Origin of the sequence: Collinsella tanakaei YIT 12063, from assembly GCF_000225705.1 — a bacterium.
In the GTDB taxonomy this organism is placed as follows: domain Bacteria; phylum Actinomycetota; class Coriobacteriia; order Coriobacteriales; family Coriobacteriaceae; genus Collinsella; species Collinsella tanakaei.
The window spans coordinates 46,358-61,098 of record NZ_JH126475.1 but is presented as its reverse complement, the minus strand read 5'-3'; the positions used below and the strand labels follow the sequence as shown (position 1 = coordinate 61,098).

At 62.7% G+C, this 14,741-nt stretch carries 15 protein-coding genes; 6 read left to right on the top strand and 9 right to left on the bottom strand.

Annotated elements, in window-relative coordinates:
- Positions 1-15 precede the first annotated feature (15 nt).
- A complete protein-coding gene (locus HMPREF9452_RS10755) occupies positions 16-771 on the top strand; it encodes a cyclase family protein (RefSeq protein WP_009142163.1) in 756 nt (251 codons plus the stop codon).
- A 43-nt stretch (positions 772-814) separates the two neighbouring features.
- On the opposite strand, the gene HMPREF9452_RS10750 is transcribed toward HMPREF9452_RS10755, so the two are convergent.
- The 7 genes from HMPREF9452_RS10750 to HMPREF9452_RS10720 form a co-directional block, all read right to left on the bottom strand.
- Positions 815-1,687, bottom strand: coding sequence for an HD domain-containing protein (locus tag HMPREF9452_RS10750; RefSeq protein ID WP_009142162.1), 873 nt, complete (start codon positions 1,685-1,687; stop codon positions 815-817).
- 75 nt (positions 1,688-1,762) lie between these two features.
- Positions 1,763-2,560 (bottom strand): GntR family transcriptional regulator, encoded by a 798-nt coding sequence (locus HMPREF9452_RS10745; protein WP_009142161.1) that lies wholly within the window; start codon positions 2,558-2,560, stop codon positions 1,763-1,765.
- 179 nt (positions 2,561-2,739) lie between these two features.
- Positions 2,740-4,032 carry a uracil-xanthine permease family protein gene (locus HMPREF9452_RS10740; protein WP_009142160.1) on the bottom strand — a complete coding sequence of 431 codons (1,293 nt, stop codon included), beginning with the start codon at positions 4,030-4,032 and terminating at the stop codon, positions 2,740-2,742.
- A 68-nt stretch (positions 4,033-4,100) separates the two neighbouring features.
- Positions 4,101-4,580, bottom strand: a complete 480-nt coding sequence (locus HMPREF9452_RS10735) for a nucleoside deaminase (RefSeq protein WP_009142159.1) — start codon at positions 4,578-4,580, stop codon at positions 4,101-4,103.
- A gap of 574 nt (positions 4,581-5,154) precedes the next feature.
- Positions 5,155-6,381 (bottom strand): FAD-binding protein, encoded by a 1,227-nt coding sequence (locus HMPREF9452_RS10730; protein WP_009142158.1) that lies wholly within the window; start codon positions 6,379-6,381, stop codon positions 5,155-5,157.
- Entirely contained in the window at positions 6,378-7,172 is a 795-nt protein-coding gene (locus HMPREF9452_RS10725) for an electron transfer flavoprotein subunit beta/FixA family protein (protein ID WP_009142157.1), read from the bottom strand. The genes HMPREF9452_RS10730 and HMPREF9452_RS10725 overlap by 4 nt, the downstream gene beginning before the upstream one ends.
- Complete coding sequence (locus HMPREF9452_RS10720) at positions 7,172-8,779, bottom strand: FAD-binding oxidoreductase (protein WP_009142156.1); 1,608 nt, start codon at positions 8,777-8,779, stop codon at positions 7,172-7,174. Before HMPREF9452_RS10720 ends, HMPREF9452_RS10725 begins: the two co-directional genes overlap by 1 nt.
- A 316-nt stretch (positions 8,780-9,095) precedes the next feature.
- Here HMPREF9452_RS10720 and HMPREF9452_RS10715 point away from each other — a divergent pair, with 316 nt between their 5' ends.
- The 4 genes from HMPREF9452_RS10715 (at position 9,096) to HMPREF9452_RS10700 (ending at position 11,831) form a co-directional block, all read left to right on the top strand.
- On the top strand, positions 9,096-9,341 hold the full coding sequence (locus HMPREF9452_RS10715) for a hypothetical protein (protein WP_009142155.1): 246 nt from the start codon (positions 9,096-9,098) through the stop codon (positions 9,339-9,341).
- Positions 9,342-9,435: 94 nt separating this feature from the next.
- Entirely contained in the window at positions 9,436-10,149 is a 714-nt protein-coding gene (locus HMPREF9452_RS10710) for a DUF554 domain-containing protein (RefSeq protein WP_009142154.1), read from the top strand.
- Between the two features lie 125 nt (positions 10,150-10,274).
- Positions 10,275-11,330: a DUF1385 domain-containing protein gene (locus HMPREF9452_RS10705; RefSeq protein ID WP_009142153.1), complete on the top strand. Its 1,056-nt coding sequence runs from the start codon at positions 10,275-10,277 to the stop codon at positions 11,328-11,330.
- 120 nt (positions 11,331-11,450) lie between these two features.
- Positions 11,451-11,831, top strand: a complete 381-nt coding sequence (locus tag HMPREF9452_RS10700; RefSeq protein WP_009142152.1) for a hypothetical protein — start codon at positions 11,451-11,453, stop codon at positions 11,829-11,831.
- Positions 11,832-11,875: 44 nt separating this feature from the next.
- On the opposite strand, the gene HMPREF9452_RS11885 is transcribed toward HMPREF9452_RS10700, so the two are convergent.
- Positions 11,876-12,040 carry a hypothetical protein gene (locus HMPREF9452_RS11885; RefSeq protein ID WP_009142151.1) on the bottom strand — a complete coding sequence of 55 codons (165 nt, stop codon included), beginning with the start codon at positions 12,038-12,040 and terminating at the stop codon, positions 11,876-11,878.
- A gap of 228 nt (positions 12,041-12,268) precedes the next feature.
- Between HMPREF9452_RS11885 and HMPREF9452_RS10695 the strand changes: the two genes are divergently transcribed.
- Positions 12,269-13,765, top strand: coding sequence for an alpha-amylase family glycosyl hydrolase (locus tag HMPREF9452_RS10695; protein WP_009142150.1), 1,497 nt, complete (start codon positions 12,269-12,271; stop codon positions 13,763-13,765).
- Between the two features lie 12 nt (positions 13,766-13,777).
- On the opposite strand, the gene bsh is transcribed toward HMPREF9452_RS10695, so the two are convergent.
- On the bottom strand, positions 13,778-14,722 hold the full coding sequence (bsh, locus tag HMPREF9452_RS10690; RefSeq protein ID WP_009142149.1) for a choloylglycine hydrolase: 945 nt from the start codon (positions 14,720-14,722) through the stop codon (positions 13,778-13,780).
- Positions 14,723-14,741 lie beyond the last annotated feature (19 nt).

Below are 14,741 nucleotides of genomic sequence, written 5' to 3'. Positions count from 1 at the left end.
AAAGGAGCCCCCATCATGAGCCTATGGCAAGATCTGGAGAAGCTGAAAGCATGCACGTGGGTGGAGCTCTCCCACCCCCTCAACAACCAAAGCCCGTATTGGGGCGGCATTCCGGACGGCTCCGTGGAGCTGTGCCGCACCGTCTTTGATTACGACGAGGAGATGCTCTCCTGCCGCATCCATACTTACAAGTTCCCTGGGCAGTTTGGCACGCACGTCGACTTTCCCTGCCATTTCACGCCGGACCACCTGAGCTCCCAGGCATTCGGAGGCAAGCAGATGGCGATGCCGCTGGTGGTTATCGACCTCACGTCCAAGATAGCCGCAAACGGCCCGGATACCGCCATCGAAGTCGAGGACATCCTCGCCTGGGAAGCCGAGCACGGCCGCATACCGCAGGGCGCCTTTGTAGCGCTGCGAACCGACTGGTATAAGCGCTGGCCCGACAACGACGCCCTCAACAACTTCGACGAGGAAGGCGGCGAGCACTGCCCCGGCTGGTCCATCCCGGCGCTGGAGTTTTTGTACGAGCAGCGCGGTATCGCCATGAACGGACACGAGACGTTCGATACCGACGCGTCCTACCTGGCGGTGGAAGCCGACGACCTGGCCGCCGAGCGCTGGGTGCTTGACCACGGGCACCTGCAGGTAGAAGTCATGTGCAACCTGGACAAGGTCCCCGCAACCGGCGCCATCATCTTTGTCATGTGGCCGCGAATCGAGGACGCCACGGGCATGCCCGTACGCGCCGTCGCCGTTTTCGAGGAGTAAGAGGACGGACTGAGAAGCCGCCTCCATTCGCCGCCTGTGCGACCTACGCCTCCTCGAGGTACTCGACCAAAACCTTCGCCATGCGCGACCAGGTCTCACGCGTCTGCGCCAACTCGAATTCATCCTGCACGCCAAAAGGATGGACGAGCATGCGCTGTAGCTGGCCCGCGTCGCGCATGATTCTTTTACTGGCGGGATAGACCAGCTCAAAGACAAACAGCGCCATTCCCACCAGGTAATCCGCCGGATACAGCCGTTCCTCGCGCGCCAAGCACCGGCGTTCCTCAAATGCACGCACCGCGCCGGAGCCAATCTCGCTTTGCAAAAACTCCCGCTGGGACACACCCAGCACGGTCTGCACCGAGTTCTCGCAATTGACCCGAAGGATATCGATCTTATCGGCGTCACGAACAATATCCACTAACATGCGAGTGCGGTTGTCCAGCCCTTGCGGAACACGCAGCAAGCTGTGGCACTCAACCGAAGCGAGAATCATATCGTCGAACGCGCGGTCTTGAAGAAAGGACTCGATGGCGCCGCTGCCTACGGCGGGCGCCGGTGGATGGGGCGCATCCCAAGGGTGCTCCGCGGGCGCGACGCGGGCGGGAACGGAGCTGGCAGAAAGTCCTCGTAACACGGCGGTGCCAATGGCAGCATGCTCGGCAGACGCCCCGTCGCTAAAGGTATCCCACAGGCGCAGCTGCTCAAAGCGTCCCAAATCATGAAGCAAGCCGCAGAGCCATGCCAGCTCGACGTCTTCCTCGTCCATACCCTCGCCCTTCGCGATCTGCTCGCACAGGTTCGCGACGCGATACGTGTGGGCGATCTTGAGGGCGATGCGCTTGTTGGAAACATCGTAGGCGTCCACATATGCCAGAAACGCCGCGCGAGCTCGTTTTCGATCGATGCAGACCATAGCCATTCCCCCGCATTCGATACGCGTATGAGTCGCGCCGGCACCCCGAGAGGGGCCGCCGGCGCGGATGCATCCTTATTGCCTTTGGTAGTCGACGGCTTTTTGCCTTACCAGGTTATAGCGAATGACCGACGTGTCCACGTACTCCACGGCGCAGACGACCGGCCTGCTATCCTGGTCGTAGTTGACCGAGCGTATGCACAGCAGCGGACGGCTCGCACCGCGCGGCGTCTGCGAGGTGAACACCGCGGGAAGGTCATCGGGTGCGGCGACATCGATCTCGACCTTATCCCATTCAACCCGGCGACCGCTGCAGTTATAGACAAACCGGTACAGCGAGTCATCGTAGCGCTCGAGCTCGTCCAGGCCGGCCTCGCCACCCGCCACGCTCGCTCCAAAGTAATCGCGGCAAAACGCACACGGCTCACCGTCCGCAAAGAATACCTTGTCATGCTCTATCAGCCGATCGCCCGCTTCGAGCTCCAACATGCGGCGCACGTCATCCATGGAGTACCTACCGGACGAGAACCCGGAGCTCTCGTCGGCGGCATGGGCGCTTAAGAGGCGAACAGAAGGCTCGAAACCGCTGTTGCGAATCGCCTGCATAAGCTCCATGCAGGGAGAGAACGTCACACGGATGCCGATCGAATCGACGTTTACAAACGTGCCCTTGCCCTGGCGCCGCGATACCACGCCCTCGGCTGCCAGGTTGTTCAGCGCCTGCCGAATGGTTGTGCGGCTGACGCCCAGCTGGGATGCGAGCAGCTCCTCGCGAGGCAGCTTGTTGTCCTGGGCGAGGTCCATGCCCTCGATGATCTGCATGATTGCCTCCTGCGCACGGGCAGAAAGCGATGTTGTCTTCAACGGGTCCATATCCCCAAGCCGCCTTCCCTTTAGTCGGCGTCCATCGTAGCGCAAATCACGGAGGCTGTTAAGAAAGACGGGTTCGAAAAGGCGCCCGGCCAGCAACCGCTAACGATCACATTGCCGAGCGCCTTATAGGAAGGGTTCTTTATAGAGAGGCGGCTGACCACCGGAACCGCCCCAGCCTCCTACTCGTCCACGCTCAAGGCCTTTTTACCGTTGAGCAGCAGATTGAAAACCACGGCGCTGAGCGTCACCATGAACAGGCCGTTGCTCATGACCATCGAGATGGCTTCGGGCAGGTTGGCGTACACCTCGGAGGCATACAGCGAACCCACGCCGATGGCGATGCTGGTGCCGACGATCTTGAAGTTATTGTTCTTGCCAAAATCGAGACGCGGCAGAATCGAGATGCCGGACGAGGTGATGATGCCGAACAGCGCAATGGTGGCGCCTCCCAGCACGCACTTGGGTACGGCGACTATGGCCGCGGCGATTGGCGGGCATACGCCCACGACAATCAACATGATGCCGGCAGCGATGAAGACCTTGCGATCCTTGATGCGGGTCAAATCGACCAAGCCGGCGTTCTCGTTGAACATAGTGGAGGGAATGGAATTGAAGGCTCCGGAAACCATCTGGCCCAACGCCTGGGCGCGGATGCCGCGCGACTCGATCTGAGGCGTGGACGTGGTGCCCGTGATTTCGTCCACCACCGAATAGACGCCGATGCACTGCAGCGTATTGATGACGCAGAACACCACCATAAACAGGATAGGGACGATATGGAACTCCGGCATGCCGAAGGCAAACGGGGTTACCGCCTGGAAGGGCGCCGCCTCCAGAACGGGCACGGGGTCGACCATGCCCAGGAAGGCGCCCACCACCGTGCCGAATACGATGCCCAGCAGCAGAGACATGCTGCGCCAGATGCCCTTGCCATAGCGCTCGACCAACAGGACGAAAACCAGCACGCCAAAGCCGAGGGCGAGGTTGGGAACGGAGGCGAAGGCGGCGCTTCCCTCTCCGCCCGCAAGGTCGCGCAGGGCGGAAGGAGCCAGGCTCACGCCGATGAGCGTAACAAAGGTACCCACCACTACCTGCGGGAACAACTTCATAACCTTGTCCATGAAGAACGATAGCAAGAAGATGATCGCGCCCGAAGCGATGATGGAGCCAAAGAGCGTGGGCAAACCGTAGCGCGTGCCGATCATGATCATGGGCGCCAAAGGCGCGAAGGATGATCCCAAGATGATGGGATAGCGCGAACCGATAAGCTTACCGATGCCGATAACCTGCAACAGCGTGGTGATACCGCTGGTGAAGAAGTTCGCCGCGACAAGGAAGCTGGTGGTCTGGGCATCAAGCCCCAGGCCGCCGGCCAGCAGCAGGGGCACGGCGATGGTGCCCGGCGTCATGGTGAGAACGTGCTGGAACGCGATTACGAGCATTTTGCCCTTAGAGATGTTCTCCTCGAACACAAGGGCCTCCCTTCTGGAAAGCGGACAAAAACCCGGCGCGCGGGCAAGCATGCGCCGGGCCATTCAAGCTAGTCCCAATAGCCCTCGTGCACGGCGGCAGCCTCGACCTCGACCTCGGGGAAGGGTCCCACGACCTCGATCTTTTTCTGACCGCATGCGAAGACGTTGCGACACGGCAGGTCGAACGTGGGGTTCTGCTCGTTAGAACCGGTGAGCTCGAGCAGGCGACGCTCCGTCATGCCGTATACCACGCGGCCGATGTTCGCCCAGTAGATGGCGCCGGCGCACATAGCGCACGGCTCCGCGGTGGTGTACAGGGTGCAATCCCACAAAAACGCCTTGGAGTACTCATGGGACGCGCACGCCGCGAGCGTCGCCTCGGCATGGCCGGTGCAGACCTTCTCGGTGATCTCGATGTTCTCCTGCTCCATCAAGATGTTGCCGTCCTTATCGACCAACAGGGCGCCAAACGGCGTGTTGCCGTGGGCGCGGGAATCCTTGGAAATCTCGATGCAGCGGCGAAGGTAAAACTCGTGGGACTGGTACATGGTCGGTCTCCTCCCCATCCATTGTTGATAGGTAGTAGGTAATAGGTATTACCTTTATACAGAATCAAGTGCGAGCAAGTACTGGGCGCCGTCATCTTTCCTGCAAACGAGCAGATTTCACGCGCCAACGGTATCGAGCAAAAGAGCGGGGACTCGAGCCTGATGTTAATACGGGCCGTATTGCTTTTTCGGCACCGAGATTAATAATCGGTGCCGAAGCGGCCATGCAAGAGCATCGGGTGCGTTCGTCTCGGCACCCGATCTCAAACTCGGGGACGGAACGGACGCCTGCGTGCTCGGGAACGCCCGTCTCGGCACCCGATTTGAAACCGGGTGCCCAAAGGGACATCCCATCGTTCCAAGATGTTCGCCTCGGCACCCGCATCCAAACTGGGGGCCGAGGCGGACGCCCCGGCGCACCAAGAGGTCTGTTTGGGCACCCGCGTCAAAACCGGGTGCCCAAACAGACCTTCGTCACCGCATAGAAAGGGCGGACGAAAAACTCGACCGCCCTTGATGGTCTTATTTGTACCGCAGGGCCTTCGCCCTACCCTATCCGGGCCCGGCGCCACGCCTAGGCCTGAAGCCTCGCCGTCAGCTCGCGGGCGACCTCCACGCAATCGCCCACCACGCGATAGGTGGCGGATCCAAAGATGGGGGCGTTCGGATCCTCGTTGACAGCGATCACGGTCCGCGCGCCGCCCGTTCCCGCCACATGCTGGATAGCGCCGGAGACGCCCAGGCTGATGAGGAGCTTGGGAGATACGGACACACCGGTCTGCCCCACTTGGTGCCAGTACTCCAGCCAACCGGACTCCACCAAGGGGCGCGTGCAGCCAAGCTTGCCACCCAGGACATCTGCCAGCCGCTGAGCCACCGCTAGGTTCTTTTTGGAACCGATGCCGCGACCCGCTACCACCAACACGTCGGCGTCCGTGATGATGTCCGTCGCGCCGGCATGCTCGATGGCATCCACGCGCACGCTCGGCCGCCAGGCGTCGGCCAGGGCGACTTGGGTGATGCGGCCGCGCTCGGCATGCAAAGCATCTACTTGGGGAGCAGCGAAGATGCCCGGGCGAACGGTGGCCATCTGGGGGCGATGCCGCGGGCATTCGATAGTGGCCATGAGGTTGCCACCAAAAGCAGGGCGCGTCTGCTGCAACAGGCCCGTGGCGGGATCGATGTCGAGAACCGTGCAGTCCGCGGTAAGGCCCGTTTGCAGCCGGACGGCCACGCCCGGCGCGAGCTCTCGTCCAAATGCGGTGGCGCCGTACAAGATGATCTCCGGCTTGCGCTCGCCCGCCATATCGCAGATCCAATGCGCGTAGACCCGCGCATCCAAGGTTGCCAGACGGTCATCGCGGCACAGCAAGACCTCGTCCGCACCTGCCGCGAGCAGCGCTGGAGCCTGGTCTTGCGGGGCGGTAGCGCCCTGGCCCAGCAGGGCGACAACACGGCAGCCGCGAATAGCCGCGAGCTCGCGGGCGCGACCCAGCAACTCGAACGCCACGGGAAGCGCGCGGCCCGTCTGGTCGACCTGCGCGAACACCCAAACATCCTTATAAGCCGCCAGGCGGCTTGCGCGTTGCTGCGGGGTCTCGTCCCCATCCTCATCGCGCGCGATGGAAATCGCCTTCTTGGGGCATGTCTGCACGCACGCGCCGCACAGGATGCACCCATCGGTGGCGTGGGCGAAGCGGTTGGGGCGCTCGCCCTCCACAACGATACCGGCGTTGCCGCACGCCTTGACGCACAGGCCGCAGCCTATGCACAGGTCTTTATCTACCAGCAAGCCACTCATAGCGACATCCCCTCAATCAGCTGGGCCAAGGCGCATGCCTGCTCGGCCGCATCGCCCGGAACGGTCACGGCGCCGTCGGCGCGATCGGGAACAAACGACCTCACCACCTGCGTGGGAGACCCGCTCAAACCAATGCGGCGCGCGTCCGACGCGGAGCGCTTCGCGTCGAGAACCTCGATCGAGACCGTCTCGGCCGCCATGATGCCGGCGATGCTGGGCATACGCAGATCGGCGATGTCCTTGGACACCGTCAGCACGGCGGGAAGCGGCACGGCCAGCGACGCCACGCCGCGATCGATGTTAGCGCGCACGCATGTGCACATCGGTTCCAGCCCGCGAACCTCGACAACATCGGTCGCGCACGGCCACTCAAACGTGCCTGCAAGTTCGGGACCGATCTGGGCCGTATCGCCGTCGACGGCCATCTTTCCGCACAAGATGAGATCGGCGCCGCCCAACGCCTCGATACCGCGTGACAGCGCGTAGGTGGTCGCCAGCGTATCCGCTCCGGCAAAGGCGCGGTCGCTCAGCAGCAATCCATCGTCCGCGCCGCGGGCGATGCAATCGCGCAGCAAATCCGCCGTGGCGGGAATGCCCATGGACAGAACGCTCACTCGCACGTCCGCCGGCTCCGCGGCGGCATCCTTGATGCGAAGGGCCGTCTCCAGCGCGGAGGCGTCGAACGGGTTGATAACCGCCTGCCCTCCGTCGCGGACGATGGTATTGGTCTTGGGATCCATTTTGACCTCGGTGCTGCCGGGCACCGCTTTGACGCACACAACGACATGCATCACAGCTCGCCTCCCTTCGCGCGGGCGACGGCCGCGTCGAGCTCGTCCTCGTCAAACAGGTTGCCGCGACCCAAGATTCCCTGGGGGTCCAGCGCCGCCTTGGTATTAGCCATCTGATCGATCGCCTGGTCGCCGTACATGATGCGCAAGAAGTCCCGCTTGATCTTGCCCACGCCGTGCTCTGCGGAAACCGCGCCGCCCATCGCGGTCACCTCGCGCGCCCACCGGGCGAATAGGCGCTTGCCCGCCGCGTACTCCTGCGCGTTGCGCGGCAAGATGTTCACGTGCAGATGGTTGTTTCCAATGTGGCCCCACGCCGCGGACTGCAGGCCCGCCTGAGCAAGCGTGTCGCGGTACAACGCCACCACCTCATGCAGCCGCTCGTTGGGAACGGACATATCGGAGCCAAGCTTGGTAATCGAGGGGTCGGTACGCCTGCGCTCGTCGATCAGCATGTTGACGCTCTCCGGTACGGCGTGGCGGAAGAAGCGCTGGCGCTCGCGGTCCACGTCCGTACGGGCGACCCAGGTATAAGCGGGGCTCGACCCGCACTGGTCCAAAAGATCGCCCAACAGGTGCAGGTCCGCAGCAGCTTGGCCGGCATCATCGCACTCGAGCTCCACGTACACGCAGGCGGCATAGGACTTTGGCACCGCAGGCAGGGACGAGAAGGCAGCGGAGCGCTCGCGCTGGGAACGCAGCACGTCGAGCGCGTCGCCATCGAAATACTCCAGCGCCGCGGCGCGAGGCAGCCTGTCGCGCATAGCGATGGTTGCGTTGAGCGCGGACTTCTCGTCCATAAAAAAGCAGTTGACGCCCCAGGTGAGTGCCGGCAACGCGGATAGGCGCAGCTCCAACTGGGTAATGACGCCCAGGGTACCGTCCGACCCTATGAACAGGTCGACGGCGTCCATGTTGTCCTCTACGTAATAGCCAGAAGCATTCTTGCTCGCCGGCATGGCATAGGCGGGCAGGGGCACCGAAATGCAGCGCCCGCCCACGGTTTCAAGCGTAAGCGCACGTCCGCGCGCGTGGGCCTCGCCTCGCTTGAGCGCCACCACGTCGCCATCAGCCAGCACCACGCGCAACGCGCTCACGTGCGAACGCATGGGACCGTAGCGGTAGCTGCGCGCACCGGAGGCGTTGCACGCCGCCATACCGCCCAGGCAGGCGGAGGCCTCCGTGGGATCCGTGGGGAAAAACTGGGTGGGCGCGGCGTAGAGCTGCTCGAGCACCTCTAGGTCCTCATCCGCCCAACCCGTGCAGGGAACGGTTTTATTTGCCAGGTACTTGCGCAGCTCCGACAAGATGACGCCGGGCTGCACCGTGAGGTAGAACGTGCCGTCCCCACCGCGGCGCGCGCCCAGGCAGCGGTTCATGTGGGACAGGTTCATCACGTGCCCACCGTGCGGCACCGCGCCCGCGGCCAGGCCCGTACGAGCCCCCTGCACGGTCACGGCGGTGCCGGAAGCCGTCAGCTTGGAAAGAATCGCGGAGACCTCGTCCTCCGTCGTCGGAAACGAGATGCTCTCCGCCTCGCCCTGGACACGCGACTCGTCACGGCGGTACTCGTCATAATCCGCACCAAACGCTTGTATTTGCTGCATGCGCGGCTCATCCCCCGTTCTTTTGCCTTTATCTCGATAGAGTGCATCCAGCAATTATGCCTGAACCCCGGGCATCGCGCGCACGCGCGACGGATTATGTCAAGCACGTGAACTCGCACGGCCCACCAAAGGAAAAGGGCAGATTGCGCATGTTTTATGTGCGTTCCATCCGCAACGTCACACCCCCAGGGGGTGACATGCTGCCCTGTGCAGATTTGGACGAGGTTTGGGGGAGATTTACCGTGCGCGGGGACAGGTAGGGTATTCCGCACCGGGGGCAACCATAGCCCCGCCACGCCAACCGATGGGAGAAATCATGGCGCTCTACCTGCCCGATCTTCACGTTGCCTTTGAAGTGACCGATGACCCCGCCAGCGCGCCCGTTGACGCCAGCGCGTTTCCGGGCCTCACCACCATCCACGTCACCGCAAACCAACTCGATGACCCCGGGCTTCTTGCCAAGGCGATAGAGCGGGCGCAAACCGGCCGCGGCCTGCCGTCCCCAGCCGGCGCGCAGAAAGCCGCCCTCCAAGCAGTGCGGGCGGCCTCGAGACTGCGCTAGCCCGGCTCGAGTTTGCTACCATCTCATTAAATGAATACGGGCGCCGCACCAACGTTTGGCAGCGGCGCTCCATTTGGATGGGAGCAGTCCGCACATGATCGGTCTTGGCACGCTTATCAACACCGCCTTGGCTGTCGCCGGCGGCATCGCCGGCATGCTTTTTGGCAGGTTCATCACCCCGCGCTTGCAAGACGGCCTTATGAAGGCGACGGCCTTGAGCGTGCTTTTTGTGGGACTCGCCGGCGCTCTTGGCGGCATGCTCTCCATTGCCGACGGCAAGCTGGTAAGCGGCGGCACCGCCATGATCGTGGTGTCGCTGGCTGCCGGAGCGCTTGTGGGCGAGTGGATCAACCTGGAGCACCAGATTGGCCGCTTTGGCGAATGGCTCAAATATAAGACGGGCAGCGCGGGAGATTCCTCATTTGTAGACGCCTTTGTCACGGCGTCGCTCACGGTGAGCATAGGCGCCATGGCGATTGTGGGATCCATCCAAGACGGCATCAACGCCGACCCTTCCACCCTCATCCTCAAAGGCGCCATCGACGCGCTGCTTGTTTGCATTATGACGGCGTCTATGGGCAAGGGCTGCATCTTCTCCGCCATACCCGTCTTTATATTCGAGGGGTCGCTCACCCTGCTCGCGCGCCTGATCCAGCCCATCATGTCCGCAGCGGCTATTGCCAACCTCTCCACCGTGGGCGCAATCCTCATCTTCAGCGTGGGTGTAAACCTCATCTGGGAGCGGACCTTCAAAGTTGCCAACTTGTTGCCCGCCGTGGTGGTTGCGGTTCTCTTCGCCCTGTTCTAGCCGCACCCGCCCCTAGTTGCGGTATGGTTGATGGCACCGCTTTGGCTCCGCAACGCCAAAGCCCACCCTGACCGCCAACGCATATGCGCGTTGATATGTTGATATGCAAGAGTATGGAGACCACCATGAGCGCACGCACCAACGAGGGCACAGCAGAAGACGGCGAGCTGTTTCGCACCCACATTGGAGGCTCTGCCGTGATCGAGGGCGTCATGATGCGGGGCAAGCTCAACTGGGCCGTCGCCGTGCGCCAGGACAACGGGCAGATCTACACCGAAGCGCATGACCTTCCCGACCCCGCCGGCCGCCCTGGTTGGTGGTCCTGGCCGCTGGTGCGCGGCTGTGTCTCTTTTGTTCAGTCCATGCAGCTCTCGCTGAAAGCCATGAACATCGCCGCGGAGCACGCATATCCGGATGAGGACGGAGCCGACGATGCCGGCGCATGCGCCAAGGATGATACGGACGATGGCATGCATCTGGATGTTCTCATCGCAAGCGCGGTGGGCGCCGTGGTGGGCGTGGGCGTCTTTTTAGCGCTGCCGGTCTTTTTATCGAACCTCATCATGGGCGAGCTCACGCCGGAAAACTCCGTTGCCTGGAATCTGGTCGAGGCGCTGGCGCGCATCGCCTTGCTGGTTGGCTATATCTGGCTGTGCGGCCGTTTTCCGGAGATGGCTCGCGTCTTTGGCTACCATGGCGCCGAGCACCAGACCATCCACTGCTACGAGCACGGCGACGCCCTCACGCCCCAAAACGCCGCGCGCTACTCGCGCCTGCATGTGCGCTGCGGCACCGCCTTCCTTGTCATGACCGTCACCATCGCCATCATCGTCCACTCATTGGTGCCCGTGGCGCAGCTGGCTGACGCGTGGGGCATCCAGGGGATTGCCCGCAACCTTTTTATCTTCGCGTCGCGTTTGGTGATGCTGCCCCTAGTCGCCGGCGCATCCTACGAAGTCACCGTGAAATGGGCCGGCGCGCACCCCGATAACCCCCTGGTCAAGATTGTGCTATGGCCCGGCATGCAGATGCAGCGCATCACCACCAACGTAGCGGACCAGGGCATGCTCGAATGCGCGATCGCCGCCCTTGAGCTTGTGCGCGACCGCGAGATAGAAGCGGGCCTGGACACCGCCGACTCGCCCGCCGACGCATCTGGCACGGGATGCTCCTGCCAATAGGGCGTTGTGAGAAAGTTATGCACGGTAAACTTTCTTCTACTGGCATATTTGTTTTATATGGTTAACTTTCTTGGCCGATAAGCGGGTGCGTTGTGCGCCCCTTTCAAGAAAGGATGCCGCATGAAACCCGTCCTTATTATCGAGATCGTCTCTGCCCTAGTCGCCCTTGGCGCTTTGGCGACGCTTACCATCCAGGCGGTCCGCGCGAAGCTGAAGTCAGGCGGAGACTCTGTTGGGCTTGGCCGCGGACACATCGCAATCGGCAGGGTGCTGCTCGCCGCCTCTTCCGTCCACGGCTTGGCCGCCATGGCCTACGGCTCCAGCGCACGACCAGAGGCCTATACGCTGGGCTGGGCGTCGCTCGCCCTCTTCGCGCTGTCCGGCGCTTGCATGCACCCAAGCGTCAAATGCCGCCTAAACTCCCCCGTCACCGCGCATGCAACGTTGTTTGCCATGGGCATTGTCCTGTTTATCATGCACGCTGTAGCGGGCAGGCTCTAGCGCGCAGACGCCCCGGCGCACCCTGCATCCGGCTCGAAGCCGTCTTAGCCGCGCTTTGATCCCTGGCGGCAGATGCCGCCCTTGTGGCCGCACGCCTTGTTGGGGCCCATGCCCTTGGAGGCGCGCACGTTGTGAAGCGGCGCCGCGCGAAACGCCGCCTTCTTGGCTGCCAGCGCCTGCATCTGCCTTTGGTCGAATGCCTTAGCCATGAACCCTCGCCCTTTCTCGTCCACCTTATCCGCCGCGTGCGTCACCGTCCTCCGCGTCGATGCGCCGCCATGCCCTGTAACGGTACCACCTATTGCGCCGCTGGGCGATATGCGCCGTCCGCGCCCGTGCGGGCGAACTATCCTTAAGCATGCAGGCACCACCGGCCCGGGCCAGCAAGCGAAAGCCATGCCGCGCATTGCGCCCCGGCGACTCTAGGGAGACTTCTTATGTGGGCATTCGACACCACCTTGTATCAGATCTATCCGCTGGGCATGCTCGGCTGCCCCTTTGACGCCCCCGCCATCGATGATGACGCCGCGCAGGAAGAGCAGGCGTCGCTGCATCGCGTACGGCACTTGATTGACTGGGCACCCTATCTGGGCAAGCTGGGCGTGGGCGCCATTTTGCTCAACCCGGTCTTCTCCTCTGACACGCACGGATACAACACACGCGACATGCTGACCATCGACTGCCGACTGGGTACCAACCAAGACTTTAAAGAGACGGTCGACGCGCTGCACGCCTGCGGGGCGCGCGTGGTTCTGGACGCGGTATTCAACCACGTGGGACGCGGCTTTTGGGCCTTTCGAGACGTGCAGGAGAAACGCTGGGAGTCTCCCTATAAAGACTGGTTCAACATCAGCTTTGACGGCGATACCCACTTTGGCGACGGCTTTTGGTACGAGGGCTGGGAGGGCAACCAGGACCTGGTGAAGCTCAACCTGCGCAACCCCGCCGTCATCGATTACCTGCTCGACGCCGTGCGCATGTGGAAGCGCGAGCTGGGCGTGGACGGCCTGCGCCTTGATGTCGCCTACAGCCTGGACCGCGACTTTGTGAAGCGCCTGCACCAAGTAGCGGGAGAGCTGGGGGCAGAACCCCGCTTTGACGGCGAGGCGGGCGACGGTTTTCCGTTGATCGGCGAGGTGCTGCACGGCGACTACAACCTTATCGTTAATGACGAGATGCTGGACTCGTGCACCAACTACGAATGCTATAAGGGCCTGTACTCCAGCTTCAACTCCATGAACATGTTTGAGATCGCCCACTCGCTGCACCGCCAGTTTGGCGGCGACCCGTGGTGCATCTACCGCGACAAGCACCTGGTGAGCTTTGCGGACAACCACGACGTAACGCGCCTGGCAAGCATCCTTACCTGCAAAGAGCACCTCCGCGGAGCCTATGGCGTGCTCTTTGGCATGCCCGGCATCCCCTGCCTGTACTACGGCAGCGAATGGGGGCAGCTTGGGCAGAAGGGCACCGGCTACTTGGCAGACGTGGAGCTTCGCCCCCAGCTTGATGTGCCGGCGGCAGACGCCCTGGAGCACCTAGCCGCAGGCTGGGAAGGCGGCGGCGCCCCCAACCAGCTCACCGCATACATCTGCGAGCTCAACCACGTTCGCCGCGCATCGCGGGCGCTGTGCCACGGCTCTTATCGCAACGTGGTGATCACCAACAAGCAACTGCTGTTTGAGCGCGACGCCGCCGCGGAGAGCGAACAGACGCCCGAGCGCGTGCTTGTTGCCGTCAACGCCGAGGACTGCCCATTCACCCTGAACGATGGAACGCTCAACGGACGCTTTGAGGTACTTCTGGCAAGCGCACCGTGCGCCGACGACCCCAACGCCGCGCCGGATTATCCGCAAACGGGAGACCTTTTGGAACTTGAGGGGTCGCTGACGCTACTTCCCTACGGCGTCCTGTATCTCAGGCGGACGATGTAGCGGCGCGGGGACCTACGCCTCGATGACGGCATCGCCCGTCTGGGGATACTCGTCCAAACAGTAAGAGCGAATCGATACGTCCTCGTACGTATTGAAGTAATACGTACGGGTAGCCGACGAGAAGCATCCGGTATAGAGCGTCTTCTCGGTCTTGCCGTCACGTGCCATCGCGCTACCCTCGACCATCGCTACCTGGGAAAGCGAGTGGAACATGCGGCTCACGTTGGCGGCCTCCCGCTCCTTTTGAGGATAATTGGCGTTTACGTACGCGGCGCGGACAAAGCGCGAAGGGGACGTGTAGTCGCCGGGAAGCCCGCGCTGGGCGGCACCCGCGCCAAACGGGGCGAGCGGGCGCCCAAAGGACCCCTCGCCGCCCCACGCGTTGGAAACGTTGAGATAGTTGCGAAGGTTCTCGGCATGCCAGCTGTAACCGGGCTGGTTCGCCAAAACATCCACAGGATTATCGAAGACCTGCATACCCGCATCGGTATACTCCACCACGACCGAACGCGTGCGATCCGCCACGATCCAATGCAGCAGGGCGGAAGGCCACTGGGGAGCGATGGGCTCGTCCACGATCGCCGTGGTTTGGAGGGCATCGACGACCTGGTCGACGCTTTCGAAGTTGGCGCAGACCCAAAGCGGGAACTCCCAGGCGGATACGTTGGTCTTCCCCTCCTGCGGCGCGCTTTCATACCCGGCGTACCCGGGGAAGTTGAGGCCGGCGACCGCGAGCCCGGCATCGTTGCCGGCATCGAACAGCATGGGCTGCCCCTGTTCCACCAAACCCATGCCTATGAGCGCATGGGAGCATTCGGCCGTCGCCCCAAAGGGGGAAGCCGGCTTGAAACCGCGGGGAACCACCAGCACGCGCTCGCCATAGTCGAACGTCCAGTCGAGATTTCTGCCGAAGAACATGTTGCCTTCGGTATCGTTGAACCTCATACCCGTGCACATGGGGATAGTCCTCTCACTC

Coding starts and splice junctions, on each gene's coding strand:
- HMPREF9452_RS10720 (WP_009142156.1), bottom strand. CDS start 8,779: ATGCAGCAAATACAAGCGTTTGGTGCGGATTATGACGAGTACCGCCGT.
- HMPREF9452_RS10725 (WP_009142157.1), bottom strand. CDS start 7,172: ATGCATGTCGTTGTGTGCGTCAAAGCGGTGCCCGGCAGCACCGAGGTC.
- HMPREF9452_RS10750 (WP_009142162.1), bottom strand. CDS start 1,687: ATGGTCTGCATCGATCGAAAACGAGCTCGCGCGGCGTTTCTGGCATAT.
- HMPREF9452_RS10710 (WP_009142154.1), top strand. CDS start 9,436: ATGATCGGTCTTGGCACGCTTATCAACACCGCCTTGGCTGTCGCCGGC.
- HMPREF9452_RS10705 (WP_009142153.1), top strand. CDS start 10,275: ATGAGCGCACGCACCAACGAGGGCACAGCAGAAGACGGCGAGCTGTTT.
- HMPREF9452_RS10745 (WP_009142161.1), bottom strand. CDS start 2,560: ATGGACCCGTTGAAGACAACATCGCTTTCTGCCCGTGCGCAGGAGGCA.
- HMPREF9452_RS10735 (WP_009142159.1), bottom strand. CDS start 4,580: ATGTACCAGTCCCACGAGTTTTACCTTCGCCGCTGCATCGAGATTTCC.
- HMPREF9452_RS10730 (WP_009142158.1), bottom strand. CDS start 6,381: ATGAGTGGCTTGCTGGTAGATAAAGACCTGTGCATAGGCTGCGGCCTG.
- HMPREF9452_RS10755 (WP_009142163.1), top strand. CDS start 16: ATGAGCCTATGGCAAGATCTGGAGAAGCTGAAAGCATGCACGTGGGTG.
- HMPREF9452_RS10695 (WP_009142150.1), top strand. CDS start 12,269: ATGTGGGCATTCGACACCACCTTGTATCAGATCTATCCGCTGGGCATG.
- HMPREF9452_RS10715 (WP_009142155.1), top strand. CDS start 9,096: ATGGCGCTCTACCTGCCCGATCTTCACGTTGCCTTTGAAGTGACCGAT.
- HMPREF9452_RS10700 (WP_009142152.1), top strand. CDS start 11,451: ATGAAACCCGTCCTTATTATCGAGATCGTCTCTGCCCTAGTCGCCCTT.
- bsh (WP_009142149.1), bottom strand. CDS start 14,722: ATGTGCACGGGTATGAGGTTCAACGATACCGAAGGCAACATGTTCTTC.
- HMPREF9452_RS11885 (WP_009142151.1), bottom strand. CDS start 12,040: ATGGCTAAGGCATTCGACCAAAGGCAGATGCAGGCGCTGGCAGCCAAG.